Annotated in this window: 18 protein-coding genes; 2 read left to right on the forward strand and 16 right to left on the reverse strand. The window is 70.5% G+C overall.

Going from position 1 to position 18,860, the window contains the following annotated elements; translation table 11 throughout:
• Positions 1 to 8: 8 nt before the first annotated feature.
• The 16 genes from ADK57_RS42160 to ADK57_RS42235 form a co-directional block, all read right to left on the reverse strand.
• Positions 9 to 560 carry a hydrogenase maturation protease gene (locus ADK57_RS42160; RefSeq protein ID WP_053755042.1) on the reverse strand — a complete coding sequence of 184 codons (552 nt, stop codon included), beginning with the start codon at positions 558 to 560 and terminating at the stop codon, positions 9 to 11.
• A complete protein-coding gene (locus ADK57_RS42165; RefSeq protein WP_053755043.1) occupies positions 557 to 1,987 on the reverse strand; it encodes a hypothetical protein in 1,431 nt (476 codons plus the stop codon). Before ADK57_RS42165 ends, ADK57_RS42160 begins: the two co-directional genes overlap by 4 nt.
• Positions 1,984 to 2,676 (reverse strand): DUF6084 family protein, encoded by a 693-nt coding sequence (locus tag ADK57_RS42170; RefSeq protein WP_053755044.1) that lies wholly within the window; start codon positions 2,674 to 2,676, stop codon positions 1,984 to 1,986. Before ADK57_RS42170 ends, ADK57_RS42165 begins: the two co-directional genes overlap by 4 nt.
• The gene (locus ADK57_RS42175) at positions 2,673 to 3,314 is read right to left on the reverse strand and encodes a DUF5947 family protein (RefSeq protein ID WP_053755045.1); all 642 of its coding nucleotides are present in this window, start codon (positions 3,312 to 3,314) and stop codon (positions 2,673 to 2,675) included. Before ADK57_RS42175 ends, ADK57_RS42170 begins: the two co-directional genes overlap by 4 nt.
• Entirely contained in the window at positions 3,311 to 3,844 is a 534-nt protein-coding gene (locus tag ADK57_RS42180) for a hypothetical protein (protein ID WP_053755046.1), read from the reverse strand. The genes ADK57_RS42175 and ADK57_RS42180 overlap by 4 nt, the downstream gene beginning before the upstream one ends.
• Positions 3,841 to 5,625: a nickel-dependent hydrogenase large subunit gene (locus ADK57_RS42185; protein ID WP_053755047.1), complete on the reverse strand. Its 1,785-nt coding sequence runs from the start codon at positions 5,623 to 5,625 to the stop codon at positions 3,841 to 3,843. The genes ADK57_RS42180 and ADK57_RS42185 overlap by 4 nt, the downstream gene beginning before the upstream one ends.
• An 82-nt stretch (positions 5,626 to 5,707) precedes the next feature.
• Positions 5,708 to 6,796, reverse strand: coding sequence for a hydrogenase expression protein HypE (locus ADK57_RS42190; protein ID WP_053755048.1), 1,089 nt, complete (start codon positions 6,794 to 6,796; stop codon positions 5,708 to 5,710).
• A 63-nt stretch (positions 6,797 to 6,859) separates the two neighbouring features.
• Positions 6,860 to 8,641 (reverse strand): enoyl-CoA hydratase-related protein, encoded by a 1,782-nt coding sequence (locus tag ADK57_RS42195; protein ID WP_053755049.1) that lies wholly within the window; start codon positions 8,639 to 8,641, stop codon positions 6,860 to 6,862.
• A gap of 193 nt (positions 8,642 to 8,834) precedes the next feature.
• A complete protein-coding gene (locus ADK57_RS42200; protein WP_053755050.1) occupies positions 8,835 to 9,092 on the reverse strand; it encodes a hypothetical protein in 258 nt (85 codons plus the stop codon).
• A complete protein-coding gene (locus ADK57_RS42205; protein WP_053755051.1) occupies positions 9,079 to 9,393 on the reverse strand; it encodes a DUF6400 family protein in 315 nt (104 codons plus the stop codon). The genes ADK57_RS42200 and ADK57_RS42205 overlap by 14 nt, the downstream gene beginning before the upstream one ends.
• A 221-nt stretch (positions 9,394 to 9,614) precedes the next feature.
• Positions 9,615 to 10,730: an N-acetylglucosamine kinase gene (locus tag ADK57_RS42210; RefSeq protein ID WP_053755052.1), complete on the reverse strand. Its 1,116-nt coding sequence runs from the start codon at positions 10,728 to 10,730 to the stop codon at positions 9,615 to 9,617.
• Positions 10,723 to 12,006 (reverse strand): 6-phospho-beta-glucosidase, encoded by a 1,284-nt coding sequence (locus tag ADK57_RS42215; RefSeq protein WP_053755053.1) that lies wholly within the window; start codon positions 12,004 to 12,006, stop codon positions 10,723 to 10,725. Before ADK57_RS42215 ends, ADK57_RS42210 begins: the two co-directional genes overlap by 8 nt.
• Before the next feature lie 45 nt (positions 12,007 to 12,051).
• A complete protein-coding gene (locus ADK57_RS42220) occupies positions 12,052 to 12,915 on the reverse strand; it encodes a carbohydrate ABC transporter permease (RefSeq protein ID WP_053755054.1) in 864 nt (287 codons plus the stop codon).
• Positions 12,912 to 13,910 carry a carbohydrate ABC transporter permease gene (locus ADK57_RS42225; RefSeq protein ID WP_053755055.1) on the reverse strand — a complete coding sequence of 333 codons (999 nt, stop codon included), beginning with the start codon at positions 13,908 to 13,910 and terminating at the stop codon, positions 12,912 to 12,914. Before ADK57_RS42225 ends, ADK57_RS42220 begins: the two co-directional genes overlap by 4 nt.
• Before the next feature lie 2 nt (positions 13,911 to 13,912).
• Entirely contained in the window at positions 13,913 to 15,259 is a 1,347-nt protein-coding gene (locus tag ADK57_RS42230) for an ABC transporter substrate-binding protein (protein ID WP_053755056.1), read from the reverse strand.
• 127 nt (positions 15,260 to 15,386) lie between these two features.
• Positions 15,387 to 16,598: an ROK family transcriptional regulator gene (locus ADK57_RS42235; RefSeq protein ID WP_053755057.1), complete on the reverse strand. Its 1,212-nt coding sequence runs from the start codon at positions 16,596 to 16,598 to the stop codon at positions 15,387 to 15,389.
• Between the two features lie 371 nt (positions 16,599 to 16,969).
• Here ADK57_RS42235 and ADK57_RS42240 point away from each other — a divergent pair, with 371 nt between their 5' ends.
• Entirely contained in the window at positions 16,970 to 17,308 is a 339-nt protein-coding gene (locus tag ADK57_RS42240) for a hypothetical protein (RefSeq protein ID WP_053755058.1), read from the forward strand.
• A 541-nt stretch (positions 17,309 to 17,849) separates the two neighbouring features.
• Positions 17,850 to 18,788, forward strand: coding sequence for a TauD/TfdA dioxygenase family protein (locus tag ADK57_RS42245; protein WP_053755059.1), 939 nt, complete (start codon positions 17,850 to 17,852; stop codon positions 18,786 to 18,788).
• The last annotated feature ends 72 nt before the right edge of the window (positions 18,789 to 18,860 follow it).

Genomic DNA, 18,860 nt, shown 5'->3' on the forward strand with positions numbered 1-18,860 from the left:
GTCTCTCCTCATGTCGAGATCCCGTCGGCCGTGGCCCGCGGCGCGGACTCTCCCGGCTCCCCGTTGTTCAGCAGCTCTTCGATCAGCCGGACGGCCTCCGGTACGGCGTCTGACACCGGCGCGCTGAGCCCGATGCCCTCGTCCACCGAGGCCGGCTCGCATCCCACGACCAGGACGCGGCGTGGTGGCTCTGCGCCGGTACCGGCGCAGAGGGTGCCCAGCAGCGCCAGGACGGCGTCGGGGGTCATCCGGTGGCCGTCCAGCGCGGGGGCGCCGGGCGAAAGGCTCCCGCCGCCGATGTCGTGTTCGATCACGTACAGCGTGCCGGGGGCTTCGCCGCGTGCCGTGGCGTCCACCAGGACGAGGGTGTCGTAGCCGTCCAGGAGCTGGTAGGCGAGGTGCATCCCGCGCACCCCGATGTCCACGACCTCGACGTGTCCGGGCAGGTCGCGCTCGGCGAGCCGGCGCGCGGTCTCCACGCCGAAGCCGTCGTCTGCGAGGAAGATGTTGCCGATACCGGCGACGAGGGTCCTTGGGCGTGACTGCGGGGAGGGGTTCATACGTCGTCCTCCAGCGGTGTGACCTCGTCGGGCTGGAAGTACAGGAACCGTCCCTGCTCTCGGCGGATGTCGACTCCCGGGTCACCTTCGACCGTGACCGCCAGGTGTACCCCGCCGTCGACGTCGTGCAGCACCGCCTCGACCTTCGCGGTGCGGCCCCGCAGGAAGATGTCCTGTGCGTCGGTGCGCCGCAGGCCGGGGCGCAACTCGACGCGGCTGCCCTTGCCCACCGACCGGCCGTCCACGACCACCCGGTCCTGCGCCGGGTCGAAGCCCGCGTCGCTCGCGGGGTCCCACCATGGGGTGTCCGGCCGCTGTACCCCGTACTCGTCGGGGAAGCCGCCGTCCGGGGCGGCGGGACCCGGGCCGGTCACCTCGCGCAGGCTCCGCACCGCCCCGTGCAGACGCTCCAGGACCTCGGGCGGCATCGAGTCCGCCAGCTCGATCACGGCGGCCGCCCGTTCGTCGGTGCCCCGGGCCTCGCGTTTCTCCTCGTCGGTGAGGGCCGCGGTGCGCAGCGCGAGGATCTCGTCGATCTCGGTGGCGTCGTAGAGCGCGCCGGGGCTCTCCGGCGCGATGGCCGGATGGTCCTCCAGGATGATCGGCGAGGACAGTACGAGGTCGGCGCGACCGGGTTCGCCGGCGAGCACGGGCCAGGTGTGCAGGTTGCGGCAGGCGGCGACCGCGCCCTTCGCCCACTCGGGGGGATCGGTCATCGACAGGAACGATCCGGCGCTCAGGGCCATGAGGAGGTGGGTGGCCACCAGGGAGTGCGGCAGCGCCGCGTCCCGGTCGGCGCCGCGGCCCTCGGGCGGTGTCCAGTCGCCGGTGTTCTCGACGACGGCGGTCAGCCGCAAGGCCCGGTAGGGGCCGTCGAGTTCGCGGGCGGACAGCCGGACCGTCCCGCTGATCTCCTCGCACCGCCGGACCAGTCGGCCGACGGTTCGGCCGGCCGCGTCCAGGACCGGTTCGGTGTCCTCGCGGGCGGGGCGCCGGAAGGGATGGGTGACGCCGTCGCCGAGGAGTTCGTCCACCGACGCGACCACCTCGACACGCTCCTCGCTCCCCTCGTCCCAGGGCACCAGCACCCGGTCGTCGAGGCGGAGTTCGGGCACCGTGTCGAAGCCGCCGTCCGGGCGAGCCCGCTGCACCGTGCGCCGTCGGGCGTGCAGGAAGCGCACCTCGACCGAGAGGGTCGCGCCCGCCTTCGGTTCCATCAGGCATTCGGTGTGCTGGAAGTCGTGCTCTTCGCACTCGGCGCCCCAGCCGGGCGGTACGAGCACCCCGAACTGCCAGCGCAGCCGGTTCTTGGCGGCGGAGGCGCGGTACGGGTAGAGCACATAGCCCTCGAACAGGACGGCGTCGGCCACCTGCCGGGCGAGGGCGAACCGCTCCTCGGTCTCGGGGGCGAACGCGGTCACGGTCACGGATCGGTCCTTCCGGTGGTGCCGGTGAGCGCGCGGAACGGGTCGCCGGCGGGCGGGTCGGCGGCGTCGCTGTCGTCGAGCAGGGCCTTGAGGGTCGCCTCCCACGAGGGCAGGGCGTGCCGGGAGCGGTAGGCGAGGAGGGCGTCCATGGTGTCGCGGGGCAGCCGGATCCAGCCGCACCCGGGGAAGTGCTGCTCGACCATCTCCCGCCAGGTGGCGACCGGCATCCGGAAGACCGCCTCCCGGTCCCACGGGACCGGCTCGACCTGGAAACCGCCGGCTCCGGTGAACGCCGTACCGGAGAAGAGCATCAGCAGCGGAACCTCGCCGCCGGTGAGGGCGGTGAGGTACCGGGTCGCGGCGACGTCCATGTCGTAGGTGCAGGGCACGACGAGGTCGGTTTCGATCTCTCCGGTGAAACTCGGGACCATGACCGAGACCTGGGCGAACTGCACCGGCTGGAGCGTGCTGCCCCAGCGTGAGCGCTCGCCGAAGAGGTCCGCCAGCCCTCCGACCTCGGCGGACTCGTAGGCCCTGCGGGCGGGTTCGATGCGGATCTGACATCGCAGCGCCAGGGCGTGCACGCGTGCGTTGTCGGCGGCGGTGACGCGCAGCCGGAAGACGAGGGTCGGTCCGGCGGCGTACCGGTCGGCGCGGACGCCGGTGCAGGCGAAGGAGAACTCCGTCACGGTCGCACCGCCTCGCCCACGGGTCGGGCGCGTCGCGAGACGTCCTCGAAGAACGCGTCCAGAGCGGCGCGGGCCTCGGCCCCGCCGTCGAAGCCCTGCCACAACAGGCGCATGCGGCCGACGAGTTCGTAGCAGATGTCGATCGGTACGAGGTGGTACTCGCAGCGGCCGTCGATGCGGCGCAGGAGCAGCGCCTCCACGTCGGGCTCGAGGAGTTCGGCGAGGCGGCTGCCGCCGAGGACTGACGTCCACGTGGCCGGTTCGAGTTCGCTCTCGGTGGCTCCGGCCGGGCTCGGGTAGAGGGCGACCAGCCGGTCGAGCGCCGCGTTGCGGAAGAGGAAGGCGACGCCGACCGGGATCTGCAACGCCTCCCAAGCGCTCTCGTCGAGGCGGTGTCCGGGGTCGGTGAGATAGCGGCCCGGGACCGTGCGGAAGCGGCCCGCGGCGGCACCCGGCTGCTCCATCAGCAGCGCGCAGGGAGCGCAGGCGCAGACGAGGGCGCGTTTCTCCGTGTCGACGAGATGGCGGTGGTCCGCCTCCACCGGCACGGCGCACAGCTCGCACCGTTCGGGCTGCGGAGGTCTCTCGGTGAGGAACCTCCGCAGGCCGGGCGTGCGCGTCGCCGGGGACGCCGTCATCGGGCCCCCGTCGGTGCCGTGCCGATCTGAAGGAGCGTGGGCCCCGCGGGTGCCGTCCGTACGTCGACGGCCTTGACCTCCGGTGCGAAGCAGGCGAGCGCCGCCTCCGCGGCCTCCCGGGCGCCCGTGCCGGAGCCGCAACCGCAGCCGCCGGCCTCCCGGGCCCGCAGCGTCAGGGTGCCGCTCTCCTCGTCGAACTCCACGACGTCCAGGGCGTGTTCCTGGACGCTGTCGAGGGCCCGGGCGATGCGGGTGTCGCGGTCCTCGGGGTGCAGGTCGTGCAGGACGAGCAGGCTCGCGACCAGTTCGTCACCGAGCAGTCCCGCGGGCGGTTCGCCGGGAGCGGAGGACAGCAGGTGGAGAATGCGGGCGAGGCCGGCACCGTAGAAGTCCATGAGGGACCGGACGAGTTCCTCCGCCGCCGCGGCGGCGGCCGCATCGCCGCTCGCGGTCAGTCGCTCCAGCACCTCCTCGACACGGCGTCCGGTCTGCTCCGCGTTCACCGGCACGGCAGCCGTCGCCGCGCTCATCCGCCCAGTCCGCTCAGGCCGGTGGGCACGTGCATCGACTTCACCGTCTTGCCGCCCCCGACGTACATGTGGACGCCACAGGGCAGACAGGGGTCGAAGCTGCGGACGGCGCGCATGATGTCGATGCCCTTGAAGTTCTCCGGGGTGTTCTCCTCGAAGATGGGCGTGTTCTGCACGGCGTCCTCGTACGGGCCCGGCGTGCCGAAGGTGTCCCTGGTGCTGGCGTTCCAGGGGGTGGGCGGGTACGGGTGGTAGTTGGCGATCTTGCCGTCGCGGATCACCATGTGGTGGGAGAGGACACCGCGGACCGCCTCGGTGAAGCCGACGCCGACGGCCTCGTCCGGGACCTCGAACTTCTCCCAGGTCTGGGTGCGTCCGGCCCGGACCTCCTCCAGCCCCTTCTCCGCGAAGTGCAGTGCGACGGCGGCGGTGTAGGCCTGGAAGTAGGTGCGCGCGCGGTTGCGTTCCAGCGCGTTGCTCCACTTCGGGATCTTCCACTCGAAGCTGGTCTCGGGCCTGGTCATCGTGCGGGGCAGGTTGATGACCACGCTGTGACCGGTGGCCTTCACGTACCCGGTGTCGACGAGTCCGGACAGGGCGGTCGACCACAGGCGGGCGATGGGGCCGCCGCCGGTGTCCAGGGCGAGGTGGTCCTTGCCGTCGAACCAGCGGGGCGACATGACCCAGCTGTACTTGTCGTCGAAGTCGCGCTTCTGCGGGGCCGGGATGGTGTGCTGGTTCCACGGGTGGCGCGGGTCCACCGGGTTGCCGAGCGGGTCGTGGGTGACGAACTGCTCCTGGCCCTGCCAGTCCTCGTAGTAGGAACTGCCGAGCAGGATGCGCATACCGAGGTTGATCTCGGTGAGGTCGTTGGTGACGAGCTTGCCGTCGACGATGATGCCGGGAGTGACGAACATGCGCCGGCCCCAGTCCGTCATGTTCGCGTAGGTGAAGTCGCAGTACTCGGGGTCGTTGAGCGCGCCCCAGCAGCCGAGCAGGACGCGTCGGCGGCCGACCTCCTCGTATCCGGGCAGCGCCTCGTAGAAGAAGTCGAACAGGTCGTCGTGCAGGGGCACGACGCGCTTCATGAACTCCACGTAGCGCATCAGGCGGCTGAGGTAGTCCGTGAAGAGCTGTACGGAGGCGATGGTTCCGACGCCGCCCGGGTAGAGCGTGGAGGGGTGCACATGGCGGCCCTCCATCAGGCAGAACATCTCCCGGGTGTAGCGGCTGACCTGGAGGGCCTCGCGGTAGAACTCACCCTCGAGGGGGTTGAGCGAACGCATGATGTCGGCGATCGTGCGGTAACCGTGCTCCGCCGCGTGCGGGGCCTCGGTGCGCTCGGCGAGTTCGAGGACGCCGGGGTTGGTCTCCTTGACCATTTTCTCGCAGTAGTCGACCCCCACCAGGTTCTCCTGGAAGATGTTGTGGTCGAACATGTACTCCGCGGACTCGCCGAGGTTGATGATCCACTCGGCGAGGTGCGGAGGCTTCACGCCGTACGCCATGTTCTGCGCGTACACCGAGCAGGTGGCGTGGTTGTCGCCGCAGATCCCGCAGATGCGACTGGTGATGAAGTGGGCGTCGCGGGGGTCCTTGCCGCGCATGAAGACGCTGTAGCCGCGGAAGACCGACGAGGTGCTGTAGCACTCCGCGACCCGCTTCTGCTTGAAGTCGATCTTGGTGTGGATGCCCAGGCTTCCCACGATCCGGGTGATCGGGTCCCAGGCCATCTCCACCAGGCCGCTGCCGTCGCCGGCCGCCTTCGTCTTCGGTGCCATCTGTGTGCCGTGCCCTTCGTTGCGCGGGAGGTTCGTGTGGGGGGTTGCACGAAGCGGGGAGCGGATTACTTGCGGCGGATACTCACCACGGGGGTTGGTATCCGGTGGTGATCTTGTCTCCGATACGGCGCCACTTGGGCTCCTTGTCGACCGTCTTGGCCGTGATCGAGCGCAGCTTGCGGATCACGGCGCCGTACGCCCCGCTGGTGCCGCTCGACACCTTGGCGCCGGGAGGCTCGTCCATGAACGGCATGAACTTGTCGGGGAAGCCGGGCATGGTGCAGGCGATGCAGATGCCGCCGACGTTGGGGCAGCCGCCGATCCCGTTCATCCAGCCACGCTTGGGCACGTTGCACTTGACGACCGGACCCCAGCAGCCCAGTTTGACCAGGCACGTCGGCGAGTCGTACGACAGGGCGAACTGGCCCTGTTCGTAGTAGCCCGCGCGGTCACAGCCCTCGTGCACGGTGGCCCCGAACAGCCAGGTCGGGCGCAGCTTGTCGTCCAGCGGGATCATCGGCGCGGCGCCGGCCGCCTGGTAGAGCAGGTAGGTGAGCGTCTCGGAGAAGTTGTCGGGCTGGATCGGACAGCCGGGGACGCACACGATGGGGATCCCGGCGTGGGACTTCCAGTCCCAGCCGAGGTAGTCCGGCACACCCATCGCGCCGGTCGGGTTGCCCGCCATGGCGTGGATGCCGCCGTAGGTGGCGCAGGTGCCGATGGCGACGACCGCCAGTGCCTTCGGGGCGAGCCGGTCGATCCACTCGCTGGTGGTGATCGGCTGGCCGGTCTCCGGGTTGTCGCCGAAGCCGCACCAATAGCCCTCGGGCTTGATCGACTCATTGGGGATGGAGCCCTCGACGACCAGGACGAACGGGTCGATCTCGCCCCGCTCCCCCTTGAAGAACCACTCGATGAACGTGTCCGAGCCGCCGACCGGACCGCACTCGAAGTCGATGAGCGGCCAGTGCACGGCGATCTTCGGAAGACCCGGCAGCACACCGAGCACGATCTCCTCGATGCTGGGCTGCATGGCCGCCGTCAACGCGACCGAGTCGCCGTCGCAGCTCAGCCCCGCATTGATCCAGAGAATGTGGATCGTGGGCGTCTCGTCGGCGGGCGCGCCGTCTGCGTCCGCAGCGTCGACCGTGCCCGGCGTCGCCTCAGTCATGGGACCGCCTCCTGGGGAGGTAAGGGATGAAAGACTGTATTTCTGCCGTCGCTCTTCTTCGTATCAGCCGTTCGGCCGTGACGAGACGCCATCGACGGCCGTTCCGGTGACATCGGCGACGGAGAGGATCGGACCGGTTTGCGCAACCGCGGCCGAGCCGAGGTGCGGCGGGGTGCACGGCGGCCGCTCTTTGTGGACGAAGGAACGACGCAGAGCGTGATACGGGGCGTCCGGGTCGTCGAAGGTCCTGCGCATCCGGGTCAGTTCCCGGGCACGGAAGCCGGCCAGCGGGGTCGTGCTCTCCAGCCGGTCCAGCTCCGTCTTCTTCGCGGTGATCCGTGACGCCGTCGCCGGAAGTGACGCCAGCCGCGCCGCCAGGCCGCCGACCTCCCCCGCGAACTCAGCGGGACCGCAGTCGACCACCCGGTCGACGAGCCCGAGGCGCAGTGCGCTCGCCGAGCTCACCGGCAGAGCCTCACACATGAGCCGTTCGGCCGTCGCGGGACCCACCCTGCGCGGCAGGGTGTGCGTCCAGTACTCCGAGCCGTACAGGCCCATCAGACGGTAGTGCGGGTTCAGCACGGCGCCCGAGCGGCACCACACCTCGTCGGCCGCCAGGGCGAGCATCACCCCGCCCGCCGCGGCGTTGCCCGCGACCGCCGAGACCACCAGCCGGTCCGTCGTCGTCAGGACCGCCTCGACCAGATCGTCGATGGCGTTGATGTTCGCCCAGGACTCGGCGGCGGGGTCGTCCGCGGCCTCGATGACGTTCAGGTGGATCCCGTTGGAGAAGAAGTCCCGTTCGCCGCCCAGCACCAGCACCGACGTGGGCCGCGCACATGCCTCCCGGTAGGCGTCCAGCAGGCGTCGGCACTGCTCCGTGCTCATGGCGCCGCCGGGGAAGGAGAACGAGAGGAAGCCGACGTTCCCGTCCTCCCGGTAGCGGATGTCCGCCCAGGTACGGTCCCGCACCTCGGGCAACAGGGGCAGGCCGTGCTCGGGCCGCGGCGGCAGCCGGTCACCCAGGGCCCGCACGGCGGGCAGTTTGAACGTGGGCGGCTGCCCGGGTCCGCGCCGGGGCCGCAGTTCGGGGATCCACACGGCGCCGTCCCTGGTGGCCCGGCAGACCGCCCCCGCCCGGGTGCCCAGCAGCTCGCCCGGGCGGCCGCGCAAGACGCTCTCGGGATGACCGCCGTGCAGATACCACTCACCGCCGAGCAGCACGTCCAGCACACCGGGCTGCGAGTCCGCCGCTCTCAGCTTGCGCAGGACGTCCTGGGTGGAGTCCTCGGCCCAGTCGATCCGCCGGACGCTCTGGTCGAGGTACGGACGCGGGCGCAGGCGGGCGCCCGCCGTGCCTGCCGCGTCCTGCTTGCGCGGTACGTGCGTACCCCCGGCGAAGCGCTCCACCGCCAGCATGACGGCCTCGATCGCGGCGTCGGCGATCTCACCCCGGTACAGCTCGCTCTTGGACACCGGAGGGACCCGGCACGGTACGGAGGCCCACACGTCACCGGCGTCCATCTCCCCGTCGGCCTGCAGGACGGTGACGCCCCACCGGTCGACGCCCTCGTGAATCGCCCAGTCCAGGGAGGACGGTCCGCGATCGCCCACGGGCCCCGGATGGACGACGAGGCACGTGTGCGCTGTCCACACCTCCTCGGGAATCGCCGTCTTCAGCATCGGCGCCACGACGAGCTGCGGTGCATGCCGCCGTACGGCTTCCGGCAACGGGCTGCCGGGCAGGGCGAGTTCCACCGCCACGGTGTGGCCGCGGTCGCGCAGTTCGGCGTGGACACGCTGGGTGAGGCTGTTGAACGCGCTGGCCAGGATCAGGATGTGCACAGCTGCCTCCGGGCGGACGAACGGCAGGCAGGGATGACCGCCGACCGCGATCCTCGGCCAAGGCGGCCTGCCGTCCCCGACGACAGACGGTGGGGTCATCCGAAAGCGGGCGCCGATCCGCCGACCGGCCTCACCGGCCATGACCCGCGGCGGCACCGACGACCCGGCTCACCGAGTCAGCCGTTCTAAATGATCACCGTCGTCGCAGGCCGCTGGTGATGCGCTCCCACGGGGAGCGGGTGGCACCGAAGTGGGTCTCGTGCGTCCAGATGTGGGTGCACGACCGGCACTGCAGGTGGAGCAGGCTGCCGACGTTGGAGAGCAGGTAGCGCCAGTGCTCGGAACAGGTCCGCCCCTGCTCGCAGGTGCCGCACCCGCGACGGTCGTCGCAGTTCGGGCAGGCCACCCAGGCGCGACGCCCGATGTCGGCCTGCGGGTCAAGCGGCAGCATGGCCGCCTCCTCCCCGCGGAAGCACACCGGCCGCGACCAGTTCGTCGTACACGCGCTGCTGCTCTGGGCTGAGGCCGGAGTACAGCAGCTCGTACGCCGCTTCCTCGCCGCGCAGTACGGCGACGGGGTCCCAGTCCGGGCCGAGAGCGTCCAGGACATGAGCGCGCCGGAGCAGTTCGTGCGAGGTCAGGTCGACGGCCAGGTCGACCGTCGGGCGGGCGTCAGGTCGGTCCGTCGCAGGCCTGCGCTCTGCGGCGGGTTCGTCCGGTTCGCCGGGAAGGGCGCGGCCATGGGGGGACATGCGACCGAACGTAGGTAAGCGTTCCTCGCCCCGGCAAGAGCAGGTGGGGGAAGTCACAACAGGCCCGCGACCTCGGCGCACCCGGGGGTGGACCCCACATCGGCCGGGTGGAACCGGGCGAATTCCTCGCACAGCACGGGTACGCCCCCGGCGGAAGGCGCGCTGCGGACGTCGGCGCGGTCCCCCGAGCCGACGCACGGCAGCGGTCGGCCGCACTGACTCTAGCGGGGCGGCTCGGGCACTTGCGCCTGCTCGGTCGTGGGCTCTTCGATCCAGCGGGTGCGGGACGACGTGCCCGCCCGGCCCAGGGGTCTCCCGGCCGTCGGGACCGACTCGTCCACGGCCCCTGGAGGCGGCGGTTTCCGGTCGGCGATCGCCTCGCGAAGGCGGTGTTGCGCGGCGGCGGAGGCGCCCACCGTCAGGAGTGCCTCCGTCACCGCGCCCACCACCGGGGGTACGTCGAGTACGCGGGGTCGGGCCAGCGGGGCATCGGCGGCCAGCCGCGCGTGGATGTGGTCCCGGAGCAGCGTCTGGTCGTTCTGCAGGGTCCCCCCGCCGAGTACCACCGGCGTCGGGGTGCGCAGGAGGCGGAGCCGGCGCAGCAGCGCACTCACCATGGTGACGATCTCGTCGCCGAGCCGCACCACGATGGCCCGGGCCACGGCGTCGCCGCCCGCAGCGGTCGCGAAGACCAGGGGTGCCAGGCCGTGCAGTGCCACGACGGGTATCTCGCCGCTGCTGACGGCCAGTGCGACGGACTCCACGCTGGCCAGGCCGAAGTGGGCCGGCAGCTCCTGCCTCAGCCGGGTCGCCGGTCCTCGTCCGTCGCCCGCGCGGACCGCAGCGCCCAGCCCGGCCCGTGCCACGGCGAGCCCGCCGCCCCAGTCCCCCGTGATGTCGCCCAGGGAGAGGAAGCGGGCCGAGCGGCCCCCTGGATGGACTCCGGCCGCGTTGATACCGGCGCCGGACACGACCGCCACCCCCCAGCCGTCGGACGCGCCGGCCCGCAGAACGGCGAGCGTGTCATTGCGTACGATCGTCCGCTCGGCCACGCCCAGCCCGGTCAGCTGCCGCAGCGCCGTTCTCTCCTCGGCCCGCCGGTCCACGTTGGCGAGGAAGTACGCGCCGACCGCGACCGGGGTCGTGGTCGCAAGGCCTGCCTCCGCCAGTGCCCGCCGGCCCAGGTGGGCGAGCCGTTCGGCCGTGACCTCCATGCCTTCGGTGTGCGGGCGGGTACCCGCCCCGCGCGCCCAGGCCAGCAGCCGACCGTCGGTGTCCGCGAGGACGAGGTCGGTCTTGGAGTTTCCGCCGTCGACGCCCACCACGAGGTCAGGCATCGACGGCCTCGCTCGCGAAGAACCGGGGCAGATGCCGGCGATTGGCCTCCAGCAGCGCGTCCAGGAGTGCGTCCGCCCGGTCCCATTCGCGTACGAGGGGGTTGGCCACGAGGGCGCGCCGGGCCACCGCTCGGTCCCCGGTCAGGGCCGCCTCTACGGTGAGGGTCTCGTACGCGGTGACCGACTGGACGAGCCCGAGCATCTCGGGCGGCAGGGGCGGCACCGGTTCCGGGTGCGGTCCGGCGGTGTCGACGTGGGCCGGTACCTCGACCACGGCGTCGTCCGGCAGGCCTGCCAGGACGCCGTCGTTGCGCACGTTCACGTAGTGGTGCGCGCCGTCACCGGTGAGCAGGCTGGTGACCAGGGCGGCCGCGGCCTCGCTGTAGTACGCCCCGCCCCTGCGCTCCAGCAGTTCGGGTTTGCGGTCCAGTGCCGGGTCCGCGTAGAGGGTGAGCAACTCCCTTTCGATGGCGAGGACTTGGTCGGCGCGGTGCGTCCCCGCCTGCTGGCTGCGGACCTCGTCGTCCGTGCAGTAGAAGTAGTGCAGGTAGTACGAGGGGATGGCACCGAGGTCGCGCAGCGCGCCGGCCGGGATGCGCGTCTGCGCGGCGAGTTCGTCGAGCGCGTCGCCGGTCAGCAGCTCCGGCAGGCGGTCCACTCCGTCCACCGTGACCGAGCGGATCCAGGACAGGTGGTTGAGGCCCGCATGGCCGAGCCGTACCCGGTCCGGGTCGGTGCCGAACCGGGCTGCCAACTGCCGCTGGAACTTGATCGCCACGTTGCACAGGCCGACCGCGCGGTGGCCGGCGTCCAGCAGTGCGCGGGTGACGATGCCGACCGGGTTGGTGAAGTCGACGATCCAGGCGCCGGGCAGGGACCGACGGCGTACTTCCGCGGCGATGTCGAGGACCACCGGCACCGTGCGCAGCGCCTTCGCGAAGCCTCCGGGGCCGGTGGTCTCCTGGCCGAGCAGGCCGAACTCGTTCGGGAGGGTCTCGTCCACCAGTCGGGCCGTCTGTCCGCCCACGCGCAGCTGGATCAGCACCGCGGCCGCTCCGTCCAGAGCGGGCCCGAGGTCGGTCGTGGTGGTCAGTCGGCCGGGGAATCCGTGCCGGTCGAGGATACGGCGGGACAGGCCGCCGACCACGGCCAGTCGTTCGGCGTCGATGTCGTGCAGGACGAGTTCGTCGACCGGCAGCAGCTGGGCACGCCGGGCGAAGCCCTCGATCAGTTCGGGTGTGTACGTACTGCCACCGCCGACAACGGTGATCTTCACTCGTGCTCCCATGGCTCTGTGGGTGGCGCTGTGGTGGGGCGGGCGTCAGCCCTTGACTCCGGTCAGCGCGATGCCCTCGACGAAGACCTTCTGCGCCAGGAAGAACAGCACCAGGACGGGCAGCAGGAACATCAACGAGGCCGCCATCTGCAGCTGGTAGGCGTTCTGGTGCCCGTTCTTGGCGAGCTGGCTGAGGGCCACCGCGAGGGTCTGGCCGGTGTCGCTGTTCCCGGTGTAGAGCAGCGGGTTGTAGAAGTCGTTCCACGCGTACAGGAACGCGAAGAGCCCCACGGCGGCGATCGCCGGCTTGGTCATCGGGACCAGGACCCGCAACAGGATCCGCAGCTCCCCCGCGCCGTCCATCCGGGCCGCCTCGGTGAACTCGTCCGGGATGGTGAGGAAGAACTGGCGCAGCAGGAAGATGCTGAACGCGTCGCCGAAGAACGTGGGGACGATGAGCGGCTTGAGGGTGCCCACCCAGCCGATGTGCGAGTACATCACGTACAGAGGCAGGCTGGTGACCTGGGCGGGGATCATCATCGCGGCGAGTACGACCATGAAGACGGCCTCCCGGCCCCGCCACCGCAGCCGGGCCAGCGCGTAGGCCACGGGCACCGAGGAGACGACGACGCCGATCGTGGACAGTCCGGCGTACAGCATCGTGTTGGCCAGGTCGCGGCCGAACGGCATGGCCGAGAAGACCTTTTGGAAGTTGCCGAACTCCCAGGGCGAGGGCCACAGCGAGCCGGTGCCGGCCTGGTGCTGGGTCATGAACGCGGTGAGCACGCAGATCGTCAGTGGCAGCAGGAAGCAGAGTGCGACCGCGACGGCAGGAGCGTGTTCGGCCAGCAAATACAACAGGCGGCGCCCGGTACGAGATTGACGCTTTGTCAGATCGAGAGTGCTCATCGGCCACCACCCGCGTGGTGCACGAAGCGGCGCGAGGCGCGGATGAACACCACGGTCGCCGCGAAGATGACCAGGAACAGCAGCCAGGCCATGGCCGAGGCGTAGCCGGTCTTGAAGTAGGAGAAGCCCTGCCGGTACAGCTCCGTCGAGTAGAAGAGCAGCGAGTTGCCGGGGTAGCCGATCAGGTCGTTGCTGGACGACGTGGCGTTGGCGGAGCTGGAGGCTACGAACGCCTCGGTGAAGTACTGGAAGGTGTAGATCATCCCGGTGAGCAGGGCGAAGAAGATGACCGGGGAGATCGCCGGCAGGGTGATGCTGCGGAACTTCTGCAGGGCGTTCGCGCCGTCCAGTTCGGCGGCCTCGTACAACTCGCGTGGTACGTCGAGCATGGCGGCCGAGAAGATGACCATGACGTTGCCGCTGGCCCACAGTGCCATCAGGACGAGGCTGGGCTTGGACCAGGCGGGGTCGGCGAACCACCCCGGGCCGCTCACGTCCACGAGATCCAGCAGCCGGTTGAGCGGTCCGACAGGGTTGAGCAGCACGATGAAGGACAGTGCGGCGGCCACCACCGGCACCATGGACGGCAGGAAGAACAGTGTGCGGTACAGGGCCCTGCCACGCTTGACGCGGATGATCACCCAGGCGGTGAGCATCGCCCAGCCGGTGCGCAGCGGCACCATGACGACGACCATCCACAGCGTGTTGCGCACCGCCACCCAGAACGTGTCGGACTGGGTGAACAGGGCGCGGTAGTTGCGCAGTCCGACGAACTGGACCGGCCGGTACGAACCGGCCTGGAAGTCGGTGAGCGAGTAGTACAGCGTGGCGGTCACCGGGTAGAGCACGAAGACGGCGAACCCGATGACGAACGGGGACAGGAAGCCGAGGACGACCCACCAGCGGGCCCTGCTCGGGCGGCGCCGGGAACCCCGGGCGGGGCGCGGACGCGTCCCGCCCGGGGCGTCGCCGACGGGGGCGACCACGGTCGTCATCTCTACTGCCCGCTCTCGGAGTTGAGAGCGTCGATCTTCTTCCCGACGGCGGCCAGTCCGTCGGCGGCGTTCTTCACCTTGCCCTGCTCGTACTCGAGGAGGAAGGCGCGCCAGGTGTCCATGTCCTCGACGCCTGCCGGAGTGAGCGTCTTGTAGGAGGAGTTCGGGTTCTCGAAGATGTCGACGAACGGCTTCCAGTGCGGGTCGTCCGCCTTGTCCCAGGCCTTCAGCGCGGCGAACGTGGTGGGGATGTTGTAGACCGTGTCGGCGAGGGTGTTGAGGAACGTGGTGTCGGTGGTGAGCTGCTGGAGCGCGAAGAACGCCTCCTGCTTGTGCTGGGAGCCGGCCGACAGATAGGCGACGGTGCCGAGGGTGGTACCCGCGCCGTAAGTCCCCGACGACCCGTCCAGCACCGGCATCGGGACCACTCCGTAGTCGAAGTCCTTCTTCTCCGTGGCGATCTCGCCGATGTGCCACTCACCGTCGAGCTCCATGGCCGCGGCGCCGGTCAGCAGCGGGTTGCCCGCGTCGTCGGCGTGCGGCTGGTAACGGCCGACGAACTTCTGCACGTTCGCCTTGCCGTAGTAGTCGATGAGTTCCTGGTCCCACTTCAGGAGCTGCTGCCACTTGGGGTCGGAGGCGAAGGTCGTCTTGCCGTCCTTGCCGTAGAAGTCGCTGCCGCTGTGCGCCCCGGTGAAGGCGTACCGGTTGACGTCGAAGTCGGAGCGGGGGACGAAGCCGAAGGTCTTGATGGAGCCGTCCACGTTCTTCACAGTCAACTTCTTGGCGGCGGCCGTCAGTTCGGCGAGCGTCTTGGGCGGCTTGAGACCGGCCGCGTCGAACATCTTCTTGTTGTAGTAGAGGGCGAAGGCGTCGGTCAGCAGCGGCAGCGCGCACTGTTTGCCCTGGTAGCCGGTGTAGACGAGGGTCGCGGCCGGGAAGGTCTTGGCCGTGTCCACACCTGCCGAGGACAGATACGGCTTCAGGTCGGCGACCGTGCCGTTGTAGCAGAACTTGGCCACGTTGTCGGGTGTGGAGCTGATGAACACGTCGGGCGGATCGCCCGCGGCGACCGCCTTGGCATAGGCGGCGTCGTCCTTGTTGGGCACGAACTTCACGGTGAGCCACGGGTACTTGGTGTGCAGCCGGCCCAGCGTCGATTTGAAGGCCGCCACCTCGTTGGGGAGGTGGTTGAACGTCCAGACGGTGACGGTGGTGGGCTTGTGCGAGGCGCCCGGCGTGATGGCGGAATCGGGTTGCGAGGACGTGGGCCCGGTGGACGTACAGCCGGCCAGCAGCAGTACGCCGGCAGCCGTGACGGCCGCGGCCCCGGTGATAGGTTTGAACACTGATCGTCCTTCCTCGGAGATGGCATTCCCTGGGTGACGGATCGGTCGGTCGGTCGATCCGGGCGTGGCAACGCCCGGTGACCTCTGGCGGCGACGCTGTCCTGCAAGACGGCGTCGCCGCGGTGCATCAGGACAGAGGCAGCGGTGGCTCTGTCGGTGCGACGGGAGTGGTGGCGGCGGCGAAGGCGGACTCCCGGGCCAGCTCCGCCGACATGGTGGTGGCACCGGTGAGTACGGCGCCCGGACCGAGGTCCGAGGCGACCACCGGGGGCCGGAACGTACTGAAATCGGCCAGGTGACGAGCGACCGGTTCGAGCAGCAGGTCACCGTTGGCGCCGATGGCGCCGCCCAGCACGATGAGCGCCGGGTCGATCAGAGGCACCACGCAGGCCACCACGTAGGCCACACTGCGGGCGGTGTCGTCCACGATCCCGAGCGCGCCGGGATCTCCCGCACGGGCGAGTTCGAAGACGGTACGGGGACTGCCGTCACCCGGCAGTCCCAGGCTCTGCGCCCGGGCACTGATGTAGCGCGCACCCAGGTGGTCCTGCACGAGGTCCCGACGCCGACCGGCCGGCGCGATCATCCGGTCACTGGGCAGGTAGCCCGCCTCTCCGGCCACTCCGGTGGCACCCCGCCGGACGCGGCCGTCGACCACCAGGCCGAGGCCCAGACCGACTCCGAGGCTGACCAGGACGAAGTCGTCGACCTCGGCGCCGCACCCGTGGGTGCGCTCGGCCAGCGCGGCGAGGTTCACGTCGTTCTCCAGGACCAGTGGCACCGGCATCACGCGGCCGAGCGCCTCCCCGAGGCCCCGCCCCGCGTCGGGCAGGCCGGCCGCGTACGACAGGGTGCGTCCGTCCGGTCCGACCGCGGCCGGCAGCCCCATGACGACCTGGGTGAGGTCCTCCAGCGGGCGGTCCACCTGCCGGGCCAGCTCAACGCACATCTCCAGGACCTGCCCGACGAGCGCATCGCCGCCCCGGTGCCCGAGTTGCTCGGCCTCGGACCGCGCCCGGACCCGGCCGGTGACGTCGGCGACAGCGGCGCGGATCTTCCGATGCCCCACGTCCACGCCGACCGCGAAGGCGCAGTCGGCGTTCACCCGGTACTGCGCCGGCGCCGGCCCCTTGCGCCCGGTCACCGGGCCCACCTCGGTGATCACCCCGCGCTCCAACAGCAGCCCGACCGCGGCCGCCACGGTCGGCCGCGACAGCGGGAACCGTCCGGCGAGGTCGGTGGTCGTGATGGGTCCCGCCTCGTCGATCGCCTCCAGCACGGCGCGGCCGTTGAGCGAGCGCAGCAGCCGCTGCGGGCCTGCTGGGTAACGGCGGGTCACGGTGCCCCCATCTCGCCAGGCTCTGTAAGAAAGAAAGTTGCTTATTTATACGCGCGCGCATGGCCGGAATCAACCCTTCGAACCCATCGGGCGTCCGCATCAGGTGAGGCGCATCTGCACGCCCGCGCAGGCTTGCCATACGCCGTACTCGATGTACTCGTGTACTCATGCACTCGACGTACTCGTGTGCTCGATGCGAATACGGAGATTCCACCCGTCGGAGGAGGCCGGCTCACAGTGAACGAACGACTCCCATCGACCGGCGCCGATGCCAATGCCGGCCTAGCGGTCAACGGTGTCCACCTCGTCCTGCCTACCGACGGCGGTGAAGTCGCCCTTGCCTCCACCTGACACCGCGCTGCACACCTGCGGTGACTGACTCCCACACCACCTGGGGCGGGCCGCAGGAATACACCGACGCATTCCTGCGGTCCGCCCGCCGCGCTGTCCGGGATCTGTGCGAGCGGCGGGGGGCCGAGTTCGAATCACTCACGCACGACGCCGCACCCGATGCCGCGGGCGACATGATCGTCGCCGCCACGGCAGTGGTACGTTTCCGCGGCCACCGCTGCGCTTTCCGCCGCGGGATCTGGCCCCCGAGCCATCCCGCCACCACCCGCGCCGCCATCTACGCCACGGTCTTGGAGGAGCGACTGCTGACGCGCGTGCATCCGCTCCCCGACGACGGCACGTCGACCCTCGACCTCTGAAGTTACCTACTCCTGCCCCCAGTTGGGCGCTCAACGGCCGGTAGCACCACCCGACGTCACCTTCAGCAGCGTCATGGCCCAGTCGACCTGCTGCTTCCCTCAGGCAAGACCGTGTCCTGAACACGGGAGGGGTGGTGGACCGTGACGTGACGGTCCACCGTGGCGTTGGCCGCGACGCGTTGCCCGGTCCCGGCTCCCCTTCCCCGCGGCCCATGGCGCTTCGGTGCCCCGTTGACAGGGGCGCCGCGCGACTCACAGAATCGACGCCATGACCGGGCACGAGTTCGACACGACGGGGCCGTTGCGCGTCCCGGATCGGACCGGGTGCGAGCGCTCAGGCCGCTAGCCGGACTGCTGCCGAGCCGTGTGCTCACCGCGCGCCGCAGGCCGTGCCGGTCTTCTTCCCCTCTCTGTGCTCCGGATGACTGCCGGTACACGTCGGCGCTGCATCACGAACTTTCCGTTCGCGGCATGCGAGGGCACACGTCCCGAGCCGGCTGTCGTCTGCCACCGCCAGAACACGTACGAGGAGAGGGATTCGATGACTGTCATGAACGCCGGGCCGCAGCCCGCGCTGCGCGAGGCCCGCGTGCCCGAGGGCGGGATGTACGAGGGCGCGCGCGTCCTGCGCCGGTTGCCCGAGGGGTGCGAGGAGCGCCCGTACGAGCAGTTCGAGCTCGTGCCGCAGGGGTGCACGATCGGGGCCGAGATACGGGGCCTCAGTCTCGCGCGGCCGTTGGGGGACGCGCTGCGCGAGGAGTTGAACCGCGCGCTGCTGGAGTGGAAAGTGCTCTTCTTCCGCGGTCAGCGGCTGACCTCCGCGCAGCAGCGTGACTTCGCCCGGCGGTGGGGGGTGTTGGAGACCAACCCGCTGCTCGCCCAGGGTTCCAGCGAGGATGTCGTCCGTTTCGACAAGGGCTCCGGCACGCCGCCCACCTTCGAGAACGTCTGGCACGCCGATGTGACCTTCCGGCAGCGGCCGGCGCTCGGCGCCTTGCTCCAGGTGCACGAGGTCCCGCCGTTCGGCGGGGACACCCTGTGGGCGGACATGGCCGCCGCCTACGACAATCTGCCCCGCGAGGTGAAGGACCGCATCGACGGGGCCAGGGCCGTGCACGACTTCATCCCCGGCTTCGCCCGCTTCTATCCGCCGGAGCGGCTCATACCTCTCCAGCCCGCCTTCCCGCCCGTGGAGCATCCGGTGGTGCGCACCCACCCGGAGACGGGACGGCGGCTGCTCTTCGTCAACACCTCGTTCACCACCCGGATCACCGGCATGGAGCGCGAGGAGAGCGACCGGCTGTTGCGCTACCTCACGCAGCAGGCCCATGTGCCGGAGTATCAGGTGCGGTTCCGGTGGCAGCCGGGCGACGTCGCGTTCTGGGACAACCGTGCCACCCAGCACTACGCGGTGAACGACTACGCGCCGCACCGCCGGGTCGCGGAACGGGTCGCCATCGCCGGTGACCGCCCGTTCTGACGCCCCGTACCCACAGCAGTCATCCCCCGGCACCGGCACCCGCACCCGCACCCGCACCCGCACCCGCACCCG

The organism is Streptomyces sp. MMG1533 (assembly GCF_001279775.1).
GTDB lineage: Bacteria > Actinomycetota > Actinomycetes > Streptomycetales > Streptomycetaceae > Streptomyces.